A 14744-nucleotide genomic window follows, 5' to 3' on the forward strand; every position below is an offset into this window, starting at 1 on the left:
CCAACACCTTGGCGCAAGATTCCGGAGGACGCACGACGATTGGCTCGGCGCCTCGACGACACCCGAATGGAGGGCGAGGCACGCCGCAGACCGCACAGCCCGGCGTGCAGGAGCAACACTGGGCGGAGGCGACGCCCTTTTACATCGATCCCCTCATCGCAAGCATTCAGGGCAAGTCGTGCAGCGCTTCTGCACACAGCTTGGCGAAGTCAAACTGACTGGCCTTCACGGTGTAGCCAGTTGCAGTTCCTGCAGACGTCTTGCTCGCTCGAAGCATCGTGACGTAGAGCTGCTTGTTCTTGCGCAACTCTCCCATCAGCTGCAACTTCTCCGGATTCTTTGGATTCGTCAGAAAGTACCCCTTGGACTTCATGGCTGCGACCGCGGCGCTTGGAATCCACCACGCATAGGCCGTTCTGCCGCTGGAGTAGTCGTTCGTATCGAGCATGAATACGACGCACACCAGCGCCGAATTCGGTACGTTGCAGATCAGATCCACGTCTTCCGGCTTGATCGGAAAGCTGAACGGCCAGACAACACGATCCTTTTCCTGCCGCGGAGGATCGGTGATCTGGACAGATTTCACCTGAAGAAGGATTGGACGATCGACGGCCGGAGCGTCCGCCGGGGCACCGATCCCGATATGTTGGCTGGCCCGCGTGACGACGAGATCGAAGCCTTTGTCAATCGGGAGCTTGAAGGCCTCCATGTTGTGACGGAAGCACTCCGACATGACGTGGTGCTCGCCAGCAGCACCGATGTAGAGGAATCTGGTTGGGATGGACATGAATCTCTGATGTTGCAGCTTCGGGAGCGTTCAATCTGGACGACCGGCGGCTATCAGCCGCGTCGCGCCCGGTCTCCTCACGCCACTTTGAACGACGCCACCGACTCCGCCAACCTCTGCGCCTGCGCTTCGAGGCTGTTGGCGGCTGCGGCGCTTTCTTCGACCAACGCCGCGTTCTGCTGCGTCACCTGATCCATTTGCGTGATGGCCTGATTGATCTGCTCGATCCCGCGGCTCTGCTCACTCGCCGCGCCGGAGATCTCATTCACCAGCTCGCTCACTCGGCGGATCTGCTCGACGATCTCTCGCATCGTCTCGCCGGCTGCCGCCACCTCGCGCCCACCCGTCGCCACCGACACGCCTGACGTGCCGATCAGCGTCTTGATCTCGCGCGCCGCGCTCGCGCTGCGCTGCGCCAGCGCGCGCACCTCGCCGGCCACCACCGCGAATCCACGGCCATGCTCACCCGCCCTCGCCGCTTCGACCGCGGCGTTCAGCGCGAGGATGTTCGTCTGGAACGCGATCCCATCGATCACACCGATGATGTCTTCAATGCGCCGGCTGCTGTCCGTGATCGCTTCCATCGTCGCCACCACGCGCCCGATCACCTCCCCACCGCGATGCGCCGATCCCGACGCCTCCTGCGCCAGCGCCGTCGCCTGACGCGCGCTGTCCGCCGCCTGGTGCACGGTCCCGGTGATCTCCTCCATCGAGCTCGCCGTCTGCTGCAGGCTGCTCGCCTGTTCCTCGGTCCGGCTCGACAGATCCAGATTCCCCGCCGCGATCTGGCTCGACGCCGTCGTCACCGAGTCCACGCCGCTGCGCACCTCGCGCACCAGCCCGCGCAGGCCCTCCACCATGCGCGCCAAGCTCTGCTGCAGATCCCCCAGTTCATCGCGACGCGTCACGCTCACATCCGTCGTCAGGTCGCCGCCGGCCACGGCCTCCATCGCGCGCCGCACGTCCGCCAGCGGCCGCGTCACCGACCGCGTCGCCATCACCCCGAAGGCAACACCTGCCACCACGCCGACGATCACCGCGATCCACAGCACCAGCGTCGTCTCCCGCACCGCTTCCTTGGCCATGGCCCCGGACTCCTCCATCAGCTGCTCCTGCCGCTCCACCAGCTTGCCGAGCGACGTCACATACGCCAGTTGCGCCGGACGCAGCTTCTGCATCAGCACCAGCTTCGCGCCGTCCATGTCCTCCGACTTGACTTGCGCGAAGAAGGCATCCAGCGCCTCCGCATACGTCTTGCGCATCGTCAACGATTCCTCGAGAAAGGCCTTGGCCTTCGTGTCGTGGATCGTCGGCACCAGCTCGTCGTAGACCTTCGCCGCGCGCTCGCGGGACTCGCGGATCGAAACCAGCTCCACCTCTCGCTCCTGCGCCGTGTCCAGCAGCAGCACGTTGCGCGCATTGCGGGCCTGCAGGTTCAGCTCGTCGAAGATCCGGCCGACCGAGCGCACTTTCACGTACCGGTCGCCGATCACCTGTCCCACCCGACCATCGACCGACGTCAGCCCGCCGTGCGAGGCGCCCGCCATCAGCAGCATGAGCAGGACCATCAGACCGAATGCGACGGCCAGACGCGCGCCGATCCTGAGATTGAAAAACGAAGACATGGAAACTCCCTGCTTGTGGTTGTCCATGGCATCGGCACCAACTTGGGATCCCTGAGGGCCCTTCGCACCGCGTGGGCGCGGAACGCCCGATTCGGGCGAGATTCCTTGATTTAGATCAGGCAAGACCCGGCCCCCTACCTCTTTGGAGATAGTCGCCGCGTGCGCAGTGGCGCCGGCGTCGCCAACGGCAGGTTCCGGAAATCCGGATCCCCAAGCTCAGTTTTCCTCCGATGCCCCGCGCGCCGGGCCGCTCCGACGATGAGCCTTCCGCGTCCCCATTCCGCGTCCCCGTTCCGCGACGCAGGAGGCCCCATGTCACAGCGTCCGCCCCGGCGGGTGTTCCGCCACGCATCGTTCCGCCACGTTCCGCTGCCTCGCGATCTCTCGCACGCCATGCTGCTGGCGCTGCTCGCGCTCGTCGCGCTCTGGCTGCAGGGCTGCGCGCAGACCAGGCCGCTCGCGACGCCGCCGCCATGGCCGCTCGAAGACCCGGCGCCGATGTATGAAGTGGAGCCGCCGCATCCCTCCACGGGTCCGGACGCCAGCATGACGGCCGGCCTGGGCGGCGAGACGGCGCCGCCGACGCCCTCGACCGAGCGCCTGCTCGCGCTCGCGTTGCAGGAGTGGGAGCTCTGGGGCCGGGGCCGCTGGGATGCCTCGACCAACCTCACCGAGCGCCGGCTCGACGCGCCGCGCCGGCAGGAAGCCGAGCCCTACCTCCACGCCCGCGTGCTGCTGTACTGGATCGGGGTGAAGGGCCCCGACTATCCGCTCCAGCGCACGCGTTTCGACGACGGCTCGCTGCGGCCCTGGAGCGCGGTCTTCATCTCCTGGCTGATGCGCAACGCCGGCTTCGGCGACCGCCAGTTCGAGGCCAGCGAGCTTCACTGGCACTACATCCGCGCGGCGCTGGACGGCAGCCGTCCGGGCCTCGAGGCCCGCGACGCCGCCGTCACGCCGCCGCGGCCGGGCGACCTCATCTGCGCGCCCCGCGACGCCCAGCCCGACGCGCCGGCCACCTTCGCCCAATGGAGCGCCCTGCCCCGCGCGTTGCGCGGCCGCATCTGGACCTGGCACTGCGACCTGGTCGTGCAGGTGGACGGCGGCGAGCTGGGCGCCATCGGCGGCAACGTCAGCGAGAGCGTCAGCTGGACGCGTACGCCACTGGATGCCGGCGGGCGGCTGATCGCGACGCCGGACCGTGCCTGGACCGTCGTCCTGCGCCAGAAGGGAGCGCTGCCTTGATCGAGTCCCCGAGCGACTCCTCGAGCGAGTCCGCCAGCGTCAGGATGCCGCGCGACCGCCGGGCGGCGGTGCTCGGCTACTGGCAGGCGGCGGTCGGGCTCGCGACGGGGTTGAGCGTCATCGTCGGCGTGCTGATCTCGGTGACCCAGCTCGTCGAATGGGTGGACGACAGCAAGCGCGCCAACCTGACCGAGCGGCTGCAATCGCTGCAACACGTGGCCCACCTGCTGGAGCGCGACGAGCGCATCCGGCTGCGTGCCCGCGCGTTCCAGCGCGAGCTGCTGCCCGAGATCGGACCGAAAGCGCAGGAGCTGATCCGCCTGGCCGGTTCGGGCGAGGATCTCTACCTGAGCCAGGACATGGAGAACTTCGCCGCCGTGCACTTCCATTACGAGCAGCTCGGCGCGCTGGTGAAGCTGGAGTACATCGAGTTCCCGCTGGTCTACGAGGTCGTGCCCTTCCCTGACGACTACATGGCGGCCGTCGACCCGCTGCGCAAGGCGCTGGCCGAGCACTGGAAAGGCATCGGACGGCCGCTGCCGGACCTGGGCGCCAACATCGACTACCTGAAGAGCTGCTACGACCTCAGCCGTCGCACGCCGCACGAGCGTCCGCACTGTCCGCGCCCATGAGCCGCCAGACCTTCCGGCACCTTCCGGAGCCGCCGGAAGGTTTCCGGAAGGTCGCGCCAGGCTGCGCCGCCTACCGTCTGCGGCACCGATCCCCCGGGTCGGTATCCACACGACGACGCCGCACAGGCGCACAGGGAGCTCGCATGAACCTCACCCCTCACCGTCCCCCTTCCCAGCCGCCGGCCCGGCCCCGCGCCGGCGGCCCGACCGGCAGGCTCACCCGCGAGCACCGGCTGGAGCGGCTGACCCGGCTGCAGATGACGCTCGCGGAAGCACACGCCGACGCCGAGCTGCGCGAGCGCGAGCGCGTCGCCCAGCTGCTGCACGACCAGGTCGGCGGCTTGATCGTCCGGCTGCGGCTGGCGTTCGGGGAGTGGCGCCAGGGCGCGGCCGAGACCGCCGGCACGGACCCGGCGCTGGCGCAGGTCACCGCGCTGCTCGGCGAACTGTCGATGACGGTCCGCACGCTGACCTTCGCGCTGGCACCGCCGGACTGGCACGGCGACCTGCCGACGGCGCTGAAGGCCCTGGCGGCGGAGCTGGGACTGATGGGACCGTTGTCTATCCACGTCGACGGCAGCGCGATGGGGGTCCCGGGGACGTGCGAGATCCCGGCCGCGCATCGCGCCGTCGCCTGCCGCGTGGTGCGGGAGCTCTGCCTGAATGTCCAGAAACACGCCTCGGCCTCCCGCGTCGACATCGAGTCGAAGGTCGACGGCGGGTGGCTGAGCGTCCGCGTGCGCGACGACGGGCGCGGCTTCCCCACCGGCCGGGGCGACACCGACGCGCGCGGGCTCGGCCTGAGCGGCGCGCGCGCGCAGCTGCAGGCGCTGGGCGGCGCGCTGGTGCTGCGCTCGGAGCCCGGCCGCGGCACCTGCGCGACCTTGCTGATTCCGCTGGATCCCGCGTGACCCGCCGCCTTCCTCCACGTTCATCTTCAGGGAGAACACCATGACGCTTCGCATCGTCCTCGCGGACGACCATCAACTCGTGCGCGAAGGCCTGCGCGCGCTCCTGTCCCGGGACGCGGGGCTGGACGTCGTCGGGCTGGCCGAGGACGGCGCCGCCGCCGTCAAGCTCGTGCGCCACCTGCAGCCGGATCTGCTGATCACGGACATCGCGATGCCCGGGCTCAACGGCATCGAGGCGACGCGGCGCGTCCGCGCCCACCATCCGTCGGTGCAGGCGATCTGCCTGTCGATGCACGGGGATCAGCGCAGCGTGGTGACGGCGCTGCAGGCGGGCGCATCGGGCTACGTGCTCAAGGATGCGTCGAGCGAGGAGCTGCTGCGCGCGGTGCGCGAGGTGGCCGGCGGTCGGATCTATCTGAGCCCCGGCCTGATGGGCGGTCTGGTGGATGAGATCCGCGCGAGGCACCGGTTGCCGGAGGCGGGCACGCCGATTCCGGCGGGCCCGGCGCTGACGGCGCGCGAGCGCGAGATCGTCCAGCTCTTCGCCGAAGACCTGAGCACGCAGGAGATCGCGGACCGGCTCAAGCTGAGCGCGAAGACGGTCGCGACGCACCGCGAGAACGTGACGCGCAAGCTGGGCGTGCGCGGCGTGGCGGGCATGACGCGGTATGCGCTGAGCGAAGGCCTGAGCGAGGGAGCCCTGTCATGCCGCTGATCGTTTATGACTGGCCGAACTGGGTGCTGGGGCTGTCGCTGGTGCTGGCATGGGTGGTGATCGGGCTGGGGGCGCAGGCGCTGTTCCCGCGGCGATGGCGTGAGCGCGCGTCGGAGTCGGACAGGAACGTCGCGCTCGCGTCGCTGGGCGTGATCGCGACGATCAACTCGCTGCTGCTGGCGTTCTCGGCAGTGTCGGTGTGGGACTCGTTCAGCGCGGCGGAGCAGGCGGTGAGCCGCGAGGCGACAGCGATGGCGCAGTTGGGGCGCTCGCTGGCGATCTACGACACGCCGGAATCGAAACTCGCGCGCGAGCGGCTGCGCGGCTATGGCCGCAGCGTGATCGGCAAGGAGTGGGAAGCGATGCAGCATGACCAGCCCAGCCAGCCGACGCTGGATGCGTTCGACGACGTCTACCGGTCGCTCGGCAACCTGCATCCGACGACCGCGGCGGAGTCGGCGTTGCTCGACCAGATGTGGGGACAGGTGAACGACCTGCTGACGCAACGCCGCGCCAGGCTGGAGGCGAGCAATGGGAAGGTGCCGGTGACGCTGTGGGTGGTGGTGCTGGTGAGCTCGCTGCTCACCTTGGCGCCGGTGGCGGTGCTGCCGGTGACCGCCTGCAGTCGAAGCGCGATCGTGGTGCTCGCCCTCGCATTGGGACTCGTCTTCCACTTCGTGGCGGCCATGGACAGACCCTTCCTCGGCGCGGAACGCGTCACCTCGGATCCGATCGAGAACGCGCTCACCAATATGCAGCGGTGGGATGCGAGGAGTCTGCCGGTGGCAGGGCGGTAGCGGTCTCGCCGGTCCCGATCGTGGAACGCAGTGTTTCCCGATGGTGGACAACCCAAGTGGGCCTAGAGAGCTCCGACGCCAGGGGCCACTGCTAGGATCACCTCGCAGTTCAAAGGCGACTCTGAGGAGACCACAGTGGCACGTACTTGCACACACCGGGACAGCATTCGAACGGTGATTCCCAGCGCGCGAGGCTGCGAGGAATGCCTCAAGATGGGCAGCGAATGGGTGCATCTGCGCATCTGCCGCACCTGTGGGCACGTCGGATGCTGCGATGACTCGCCCCATCGGCATGCGCGAGCCCACTTCACCGCGACCCAGCATCCCATCATCGAGGGCTACGACCCGCCAGAGGGATGGGGATGGTGCTTCGTCGACAAGACCATCGTGGACCTGGGCGCGGACACGACACCACAGGATGGCCCGATCCCGAAGTACCTGTAGCGATGCTCCTTCCCCGAATCCTGTCTCGGCTGTCCTCTCCTAAGGGCGGGGACCGCAGGTGAGTTGCTGGAAAGACGTGCAGTCGCGGCCATTGCAGATCCGCTGATCGGAGATCACGACGGTCAGACCGTAGTTCGGCTTGGCGACTTCATTGCTCGATGGCCCCAAGCCCTTCGATGCGCAATACGCGTCCGCGGCCGGCTTGCCGCAATTGGTCGCCCACTCCCGGCACCAGTCGAGCTGGACGCTGTCGCCGCTCTTGAGCTTCAGTTCCGGAGCGAAGACGGTGAGGGAGCCATCCGCCGCGCGCTGCGTCGACATCTGCGAATACGCGCGCGGCGCGCGGGCGCACCTCATGTTCACGTCCGTCACGAAGCGCCCGTCGCTGGAGGTCCAGACCGACAACGAGGTCGCCAATTCGCCGGCCGGGCACCTGCCCTTGTTCGGTCTGCCTTTGCCACGCGGGAGGTTGTTGCTTCCTCCGAAAGCGATGGCCGAGCCGGTCACCGTCTGCGGCGGTGCGAGCGTGCTGCACTGCAGGGTCACTCTGTCGGCAAACGCGGCGTCTCCCTGAAGCACCTTCGCGACTTCCCACGCGCTGACGGCAGAGCCCGCGGGACAGCTCTGCGTGACCACCCCGCCGCCGTTTCCGCCAACGGGGCGGCCTGCCCGTCCATCGACGGGAAGGTGGGTCCGCTCGTTCCAGCCGGCGCAGGTCGGCCCGACGGCATCGATCCAGAGACCGGCTTTCCCCTTGAGGCCTGTGACCCACTGATCCTTGCCGCAAGCGGCGTCCTTGCCCACGGTGAGCGCGGCCCAGGCAGGGGCGACCATGGATGCCACGGCGATTGCCAAGGCCCACGCCCGCATGCGGATGATTGAACGAGCCATCTTGGTCTCCTCCCTGTGCAGGTGGATCGTGCACCAGCCAGCGAGGACGGACATCCCTAGTTCCTCCGCGAGACGTGCGGGGTGGGCGCCGAGCTTCATGGGAAAGCGCCTTCAACTCGCCAACAAGCGTGATCTCGTCAAAGCTGCACATGGGAATGACGTCGACCAGATGGCAGTTGTTGGACTGGTCAAGTGAGCACGGTCTGGCGACCTCTTTGCCAAGTCTTGGCTGCCACGCATTGCGCCAGACCTTCAATCAGAGGGCCGACCACCGGCATGGTCGAACGGTCTTCGCTGATCGTCTGCTCAATACGATTGCAATACCGACTTCGTTTCGAAGCAATCGAAGCAGACAAAAACGTAGATCATCCCGCAGTCAGCGAGAACGAACTCGTCATTGATCGAGTCGAGCTGCGCATAGAACGTCATGTCTTTGCCGCAGGAGCACTTCGGAACGTTCGGCGGCTGAATGAAGTCAGGGCGCCCTCCGATTCGATGGCGCTTGCCAATGTCGTCTCCAGCCCATTGGAATGGCGCAAGCGCGGCCGCTTCTTCATTTAGGGGCTCGGGGACCAGCTTGAAGGGTGGAATCTCGCGCATCAGAAACTTCCAGTTTGGTCTCATCAGCGATTATGCAATTCGATGCTGCCAATCAGGACGCTTCTTCATCTTCGTCCGGTGTCTTCAGAAATTCATAGAGATGTCGAAAGAGCTCCTCGTCACTTTCACCGTAACGAACCTGAAGATCAAAATACAACGCCCGTAACGCTGGAAAATCTTCTAACCGCATCCGGCGGGTGTCTTTCATCGCGTACGTTTCGAGGAAGCGGTCTGCCGCATAATCCACGCAACGCCACAGGGCGTCAGGACCAAACCTCTCTTCCAACTCTGCGATCCGAGAATCATTGGAGAAAAATTCCTCAGGAAGCTGATCCGAACTATTTTCCAGTGCAGAGCACAAGCACGCGAGGAAGAAGAACAACAATCTATTGTCGAAACTGGCTGCTTCTTCGCGCGCAGCCCGCCGAACGAAATCCTCTTCGCTGAGGTGTCGATCAACGACAGCCGCAATTGTGGACGGCGGAAGTTCAATGAAGGCCAACACCTCCCTGGGACCTATGACCCGCACGTCCTTCGTCCTGGAGAACTCACCTGTGAGCGCAACAATCCTTTTGGAATGCCTCTTAATATCGCCACAAAGCAGGATGTAGTAGCGTTCCAGCGAGAGCAGATGCGCATTGAAAGCATCGTGGATTCCGGCCTTAAGGCTCTTTGCAAGATCGTTGTTGCGGTCTTCAATCTCCGAGTAAGACTTGATCTGAAGTCCGATGAATTTCTCGGGCCCGTCATCACTCGCGGAGACCTTGAGAATTACATCAATTCCATTATCTCGTGGCCCCTGAATGAAGTACGCGATGTGCCTGTACTTCTCGAATGCATCCAACATTCTGTCGATCTGGTCTTTGACCGAACGGCATATATCGTCGTGACTAAGACCTTCAAAGTCTTTGGTCTCAACTGAAGGGGCGGATCGAAACCGCAACAGCTCTTCGAGCAGCGAGGCAGGCGTCATAGGTTCTCTTTCAGCGTTCAACGTCTCCGACGCACTCCATTCGAGAGTCGGATTTCTCATTTGGACCTTGGAAGATCGACAGTCCACATTCCCGATCGAGTGAACCGTGAAAGACCCTGCATTGATCTCAATATCGCAAAGATGGATCTTCAACTACCGCAGCCCTCGCTGGCGCAGTACCGCCAAGGAGGCACTCGATTCTGAAGGGTCAGGTTTGCCGCTTCGGCCTAAAGGATAGCGCCTCCAATCGTCGCTCCGCTCAAAGCGGACAACGATCGCAACTGTGGCCGTTGGAACCCGCCGGTCCCGCTCAGCTACGATGCTCCGCCATCACTCGACGGAACCGAAGCACATGACCGAGATTGCCGACTTCTCTATCTGGGGAAAGGTCCTTCCGGAGGCGAAGAGGGACTTCAGGAAGTGGATGGCGAGGGAGACCGGCTGGCGCGAGATCGACGTGGAGCGAGTCTTGGGGCCAAGTGTTGCCTCGGGCACCCCCATCGAGCTTCTCCAGTACCTGGGGTGGGAAGATGCCCAACGTGAACTCCAGGCGTTGCCATCCTTCGTCGAGAAGGGCACCGGCCAGCTCACTGTGACGTCGTTTGCTCCCTGGGCGCCGACGCCCTATTGCGCAGTTCACGATCTCTATTTGTGGCGAATCGGATGTCCGGTGTGTGATGACAACTTCATCCACCGAGGACGCGGAAAGCGCTGAGTGCCTTGCGGCTCGATGGCAAGGGGTCCGCAGGTCACCGAACGGTAGCGCCCTCCTCCCCCCTCGGTATTGCCTCCCGGTACGCCGACGCTGATCGGAGTGGAATGAAGCAAGATCGCAAGAGACTGGCGTGAGTGCCGCGCGTGGCCATCAGTCGCAAGAACCGGATGACCTCCAGACCCACACCCACCTTCCTTCTCGGACTCACCGCCGCTGCGATGTACGCGGCCAGTCTCGGCCTTCCCGCGTTCAAGTGCGCCCGCACGGCGAGCTTTCCCGGATACATGATCCTCCTGGTCGGCTGGATGGGCCTCGACCCGAGGTGGCTCGCGAACATCGGCGTGGTCCTCGTCCTGATCGCGACCTTGAGACCCGAGCCGATCCGTCGCCCCGCGATCGGGATGATCACCAGCGTGTTGGCCGTGGCCGCGGCCATCTTTCCCGCCTTGGGTTGCACGGGCACGGACACGCCCAACCTGTCCACCGGCCTGGGCATAGGCGGCTACCTGTGGGTCGCCGCGCTGCTCCTTGCAGGCAGTACGAACGCTGTGATGGTTCAACCGCGAGAGTGGGCGAAGCTCCCGCAGCCGACGCCGACGCCGAAGCAGGTCGACAAGACGCCGTCCGATCGCATGTTCGCCAACGGCCAATGCAGCAACTGCCCCGAGCAGGAGGAGATGGCCGAGATACTTGCTCGCCATGGCCTCGCGGTGTCGCTGGGTCAATACAGCATCTACGCCACCGACTGCGAGGTCTTCAGTTTCGAGAACTGGATGCCTCCGGGCGAGTGGACGCTGGAAGGCACCGCCGCCAGCCCCGAAGTCTTGTGGAGAGACGCCCGCCTCGTCTCCAAGGTGCTGACGGACGCCGGCATCCGGCACTGGCTGGGGATCTACGACAGCACTCGGAATCAGATGGGCTATCTGCACTTCGAGTGGCCGGAAGAACGATCGGCTGCCGAGCGCTGAACTGCTACTACGCAATGTTGAGGATGGCATCAATCCTCGTTGGCCCGAGACTGCCTGCGCCGCGCTGAGAACCAAGGCGCAAGGCACGATCACCCAGCCGCAGTCCGCGGCATCGCCAGCCGTGGAGCACGCCATGTTCAAGCTCGCCGTCGCCTCTTGTTCCAAGTTCCAGGACCAGCCGCAGCAGCCCGCCTGGGACGCCATCCGCGCGCAGAGCCCCGGTGCTCTGCTGCTGCTCGGCGACAACGTCTACCTGAAGCACAACAACCACCAGGACCCGAAGGTCCTCACGGACGAACTGGCCGAGCGCTACAAGGAGCAGTTCTCCGTCCCCAGTTTCAAGGCCCTGCTCAAGGACCTCAAGGACCGCGGCGCGCCGCTCATCGCCATCTACGACGACCACGACTTCCTGGGCAACAACCGCTACGGTGGCGACCACGACCCCGCCCTGCGGGAGGCGGCGCGCAAGGAGTTCATCCGCGTGTTCAAGCCCGTGCAGACGGGGCCGGACGTATACGCGCGACATGCACTGGATCCGAACAACCTGATCGACCTGATCGTCCTCGACGAGCGCTTCTACCGAACGCGACCGGCGGACGCCGGCAGCGGTCGCAATGCCATCCTGGGTGCCGAACAATGGACCTGGTTCGAGCAGCAGGTCCAGGCTTCGACCGCGACCTACCTGGTGGTGGCGTCCAGCTCCACGGTGCACACCTTCGGCGATGAAAGCTGGGAGCAATATCCTGGCGCGTTCCAGCGTCTCGTCGATCTGCTCAAGCACCGCAAGGGCACCCTCGTGCTCACGGGCGACGTGCACCGGAATGCCGTGTACGACGACAGCGGCGTGATCGAACTCGTGACCTCCGCGGTCGCGCGCAATGGCATCGTCTTCGGCGCCGAGCGCCAGAACTACGCCATCCTGACTTTCGATGCGCAAGCCGTTCGGGTCGAGATGAAAAGCCTCAAGGTGGGCTGGCGTTTCGACTTCAAGATTCCGCTGCAGAAGTGGGAGCTGCCGTAGTCAGGATCCTGCCCTTGTCCCGGCCCGGGGTCAGGACTTGCCACCAGCGGTGGGAACCGCCACAGAAGTCCTGTTGTAAAGCGGTCCGATCGCGGAGCGCCGGAACGACGCGTAGGATGCTCGCTCCCCTCTCGTTCCACCGCGAAAGCCTTTCCGCCCGTGACCGCCCACCTCGACTTCGACCTGCTCCGCAGCCTCGTCGCCGTCGCCGAGACCGGCGCGCTCAGCAAGGCCGCGGAACGCGTCGGCCGCACGCAGTCGGCGCTGAGCATGCAGATGCAGCGCCTGGAGGACGTCGCGGGCCAACCGCTGCTGCACCGCACCGCGCGCGGCGTCACGCTGACCGCCGCCGGCGAACGGCTGCTGGCCCACGCCCGCGAGCTCACGCGCCATCACGACGAGGCGCTCGCGGAACTGCGTGGCGTGGACGTCTCCGGCGTGCTGCGCTTCAGTTGCCCCGAGGACTACGCCGTCGTCTTCCTGCCGCATCTGCTGCAGGGGTTCGCGAGCCTGCATCCGCGCGTGCAGCTCGAAGTCGTCTGCGCGCCGACACCGCGCCTGCTCGAGCTGCTGGCGCGCCATGCGGTGGACCTCGCGCTCGTGTCGGTGGAGAACGCCGACGAGGACGGCGTCATCCGCCGCGAGCCGCTGGTCTGGGTCGCGAAGCGGGGCTCCGGCGTCGCCAGCATGACGCCACTGCCCTTGGCCTTGGGCGCGCAGGACGCGCTGGACCATGTGCTGGCCCGACGCGCCCTCGAGGCCGTCGGCCGCGAGTTCCGGCTCGCCTACGCCAGCAGCAGCCTGGCGGGTCTGATCGGCATGGCGCGCTCCGGACAGGCGGTGACGGTGCTCACGCGCACGGCGGTGCCCGAGGACCTGGAGATCCTCGGCGAGGACAGCGGCCTGCCGCCGCTGGCGAATGTCGGCGTGACGCTCGCCATCGACCGGGAGCGGCCGTCGCCGCTCACCGCCGCCTTCGCGGCGCATGTGCGCAAGGTTCTGCCGGCGGCCTGAGCGCCGCAGCGATGCACGCGGCTGATGCCAGCCATCAGCACTACTCGCTTCCCGGGCGACCCGGATCTCCGTAGGCTCAGGCCCGTCACGAGTCGAAGGAAGCCGCCATGTCACGCAATGCCGACCCCACGTTCTGGGCCCGTTCCCGCCAGCATCTGATCCGCTACGGCGGCAGCTTCGAGCCGCTCATCATCGAGCGCGCACGGGGCAGCTTCGTCTATGACGCCGACGGACGCGCGATCCTGGATTTCACCTCGGGACAGATGAGCTCCCTGTTGGGGCACGGTCACCCCGAAGTCGCCACGGTGATTGCCGACCACGCGGCCCACCTGGACCACCTGTTCAGCGGCATGCTCAGCCGGCCGGTGGTGGACCTGGCGACGAAACTCGCCGAGGTCGCGCCGGAGGGCCTGGAGCGCAGCATCCTGCTGAGCACCGGCGCGGAGGCCAACGAGGCGGCGCTCAAGCTCGCCAAGCTGTACACCGGCAAGTACGAGGTGGTCGGCTTCGCGCAGTCGTGGCACGGCATGACCGGCGCGGCGGCGTCGGCCACTTACTGCGCCGGCCGCAAGGGCTACGGCCCCGCGGCGGTCGGATCCTTCGCGATCCCGGCGCCCAATCCCTACCGTCCGCGCTTCGGCGGTGCCGAGGACTGGCAGGCCGAGCTGGACTACGCCTTCGACCTGATCGACCGCCAGTCCAGCGGCAATCTCGCGGCCTTCATCGCAGAACCCATCCTGAGCTCCGGCGGCTTGATCGACCTGCCCGTGGGCTACCTGCGCGCGCTCCAGACGAAGTGCCGCGAGCGCGGCATGCTGCTGATCCTCGACGAGGCGCAGACGGGCCTCGGACGCACCGGGATGATGTTCGCGTGCGAGCGCGACGGCGTGTCGCCGGACATCCTGACCCTGTCCAAGACGCTGGGCGCGGGCATTCCGCTGTCCGCGGTGCTGACCACCGCGGAGATCGAGGAGCGCTGCCACGAGCGGGGCTTCCTGTTCTACACGACGCATGTCTCCGACCCGCTGCCCGCCGCAGTGGGCCTCAAGGTGCTGGAGGTCGTCGAGCGCGATGGCCTGGTCGAACGCGCGCGTGTCGCCGGCGCGCGGCTGGAAACGGGCCTGCGTGCGCTCCAGCGCGAGTTCGACTGCATCGGCGACGTGCGCGGCCGCGGCCTGCTGCTGGGGGTGGAGATCGTGCGCAGCCAGGCCGGCAAGGAAGCCGCGCCCGAGCTCGGCGCGGCCATCACGCGCGCCTGCATGGCGCACGGCCTGAGCATGAACATCGTGCAGCTGCCGCTGATGGGCGGCGTCTTCCGCATCGCGCCGCCGTTGACGGTCAGCGATGAGGAAATCGATCTAGGGCTGTCGTTGCTGAAGCGGGCGATTGAAGACGTGGTGTGACGC

Annotated in this window: 16 protein-coding genes; 11 read left to right on the forward strand and 5 right to left on the reverse strand. The window is 66.3% G+C overall.

The features are described from left to right. Positions 1 to 166: 166 nt before the first annotated feature. Positions 167 to 787 carry a hypothetical protein gene (locus tag AC07OZ_RS05570; protein ID WP_495466157.1) on the reverse strand — a complete coding sequence of 207 codons (621 nt, stop codon included), beginning with the start codon at positions 785 to 787 and terminating at the stop codon, positions 167 to 169. A 77-nt stretch (positions 788 to 864) separates the two neighbouring features. Further along, complete coding sequence (locus tag AC07OZ_RS05575; RefSeq protein ID WP_495466158.1) at positions 865 to 2412, reverse strand: methyl-accepting chemotaxis protein; 1548 nt, start codon at positions 2410 to 2412, stop codon at positions 865 to 867. A 312-nt stretch (positions 2413 to 2724) separates the two neighbouring features. On the opposite strand from AC07OZ_RS05575, the gene AC07OZ_RS05580 reads away from it, so the two are divergent. The 6 genes from AC07OZ_RS05580 to AC07OZ_RS05605 all read left to right on the forward strand — a co-directional run bounded on the left by AC07OZ_RS05580 (position 2725) and on the right by AC07OZ_RS05605 (position 7156). Next, on the forward strand, positions 2725 to 3657 hold the full coding sequence (locus AC07OZ_RS05580) for a DUF2272 domain-containing protein (RefSeq protein ID WP_495466159.1): 933 nt from the start codon (positions 2725 to 2727) through the stop codon (positions 3655 to 3657). Then, positions 3654 to 4289, forward strand: a complete 636-nt coding sequence (locus AC07OZ_RS05585) for a hypothetical protein (RefSeq protein WP_495466160.1) — start codon at positions 3654 to 3656, stop codon at positions 4287 to 4289. Before AC07OZ_RS05580 ends, AC07OZ_RS05585 begins: the two co-directional genes overlap by 4 nt. A gap of 143 nt (positions 4290 to 4432) precedes the next feature. Beyond that, complete coding sequence (locus AC07OZ_RS05590; RefSeq protein ID WP_495466161.1) at positions 4433 to 5200, forward strand: sensor histidine kinase; 768 nt, start codon at positions 4433 to 4435, stop codon at positions 5198 to 5200. 40 nt (positions 5201 to 5240) lie between these two features. After that, positions 5241 to 5915: a response regulator gene (locus tag AC07OZ_RS05595; protein ID WP_495466162.1), complete on the forward strand. Its 675-nt coding sequence runs from the start codon at positions 5241 to 5243 to the stop codon at positions 5913 to 5915. Beyond that, positions 5906 to 6712, forward strand: coding sequence for a bestrophin-like domain (locus tag AC07OZ_RS05600; protein ID WP_495466163.1), 807 nt, complete (start codon positions 5906 to 5908; stop codon positions 6710 to 6712). Before AC07OZ_RS05595 ends, AC07OZ_RS05600 begins: the two co-directional genes overlap by 10 nt. Before the next feature lie 174 nt (positions 6713 to 6886). Continuing rightward, positions 6887 to 7156: a UBP-type zinc finger domain-containing protein gene (locus tag AC07OZ_RS05605; RefSeq protein ID WP_495466164.1), complete on the forward strand. Its 270-nt coding sequence runs from the start codon at positions 6887 to 6889 to the stop codon at positions 7154 to 7156. Positions 7157 to 7195: 39 nt separating this feature from the next. On the opposite strand, the gene AC07OZ_RS05610 is transcribed toward AC07OZ_RS05605, so the two are convergent. The 3 genes from AC07OZ_RS05610 to AC07OZ_RS05620 all read right to left on the reverse strand — a co-directional run bounded on the left by AC07OZ_RS05610 (position 7196) and on the right by AC07OZ_RS05620 (position 9620). Next, the gene (locus tag AC07OZ_RS05610) at positions 7196 to 8146 is read right to left on the reverse strand and encodes a hypothetical protein (protein WP_495466165.1); all 951 of its coding nucleotides are present in this window, start codon (positions 8144 to 8146) and stop codon (positions 7196 to 7198) included. A 207-nt stretch (positions 8147 to 8353) separates the two neighbouring features. Then, positions 8354 to 8647 carry a hypothetical protein gene (locus tag AC07OZ_RS05615; RefSeq protein WP_495466166.1) on the reverse strand — a complete coding sequence of 98 codons (294 nt, stop codon included), beginning with the start codon at positions 8645 to 8647 and terminating at the stop codon, positions 8354 to 8356. A 52-nt stretch (positions 8648 to 8699) separates the two neighbouring features. Continuing rightward, positions 8700 to 9620, reverse strand: a complete 921-nt coding sequence (locus AC07OZ_RS05620) for a hypothetical protein (protein WP_495466167.1) — start codon at positions 9618 to 9620, stop codon at positions 8700 to 8702. A gap of 352 nt (positions 9621 to 9972) precedes the next feature. Here AC07OZ_RS05620 and AC07OZ_RS05625 point away from each other — a divergent pair, with 352 nt between their 5' ends. The 5 genes from AC07OZ_RS05625 (at position 9973) to AC07OZ_RS05645 (ending at position 14741) form a co-directional block, all read left to right on the forward strand. Beyond that, positions 9973 to 10335, forward strand: coding sequence for a hypothetical protein (locus AC07OZ_RS05625; RefSeq protein ID WP_495466168.1), 363 nt, complete (start codon positions 9973 to 9975; stop codon positions 10333 to 10335). A 167-nt stretch (positions 10336 to 10502) separates the two neighbouring features. Beyond that, positions 10503 to 11303, forward strand: a complete 801-nt coding sequence (locus AC07OZ_RS05630; RefSeq protein WP_495466169.1) for a hypothetical protein — start codon at positions 10503 to 10505, stop codon at positions 11301 to 11303. 133 nt (positions 11304 to 11436) lie between these two features. Then, positions 11437 to 12324, forward strand: coding sequence for an alkaline phosphatase D family protein (locus AC07OZ_RS05635; RefSeq protein WP_495466170.1), 888 nt, complete (start codon positions 11437 to 11439; stop codon positions 12322 to 12324). Positions 12325 to 12483: 159 nt separating this feature from the next. Then, entirely contained in the window at positions 12484 to 13338 is an 855-nt protein-coding gene (locus AC07OZ_RS05640) for a LysR family transcriptional regulator (protein WP_495466171.1), read from the forward strand. Between the two features lie 107 nt (positions 13339 to 13445). Continuing rightward, complete coding sequence (locus AC07OZ_RS05645; RefSeq protein ID WP_495466172.1) at positions 13446 to 14741, forward strand: aspartate aminotransferase family protein; 1296 nt, start codon at positions 13446 to 13448, stop codon at positions 14739 to 14741. The last annotated feature ends 3 nt before the right edge of the window (positions 14742 to 14744 follow it).

This window comes from Roseateles sp. GW821-FHT09G03, assembly GCF_059416045.1.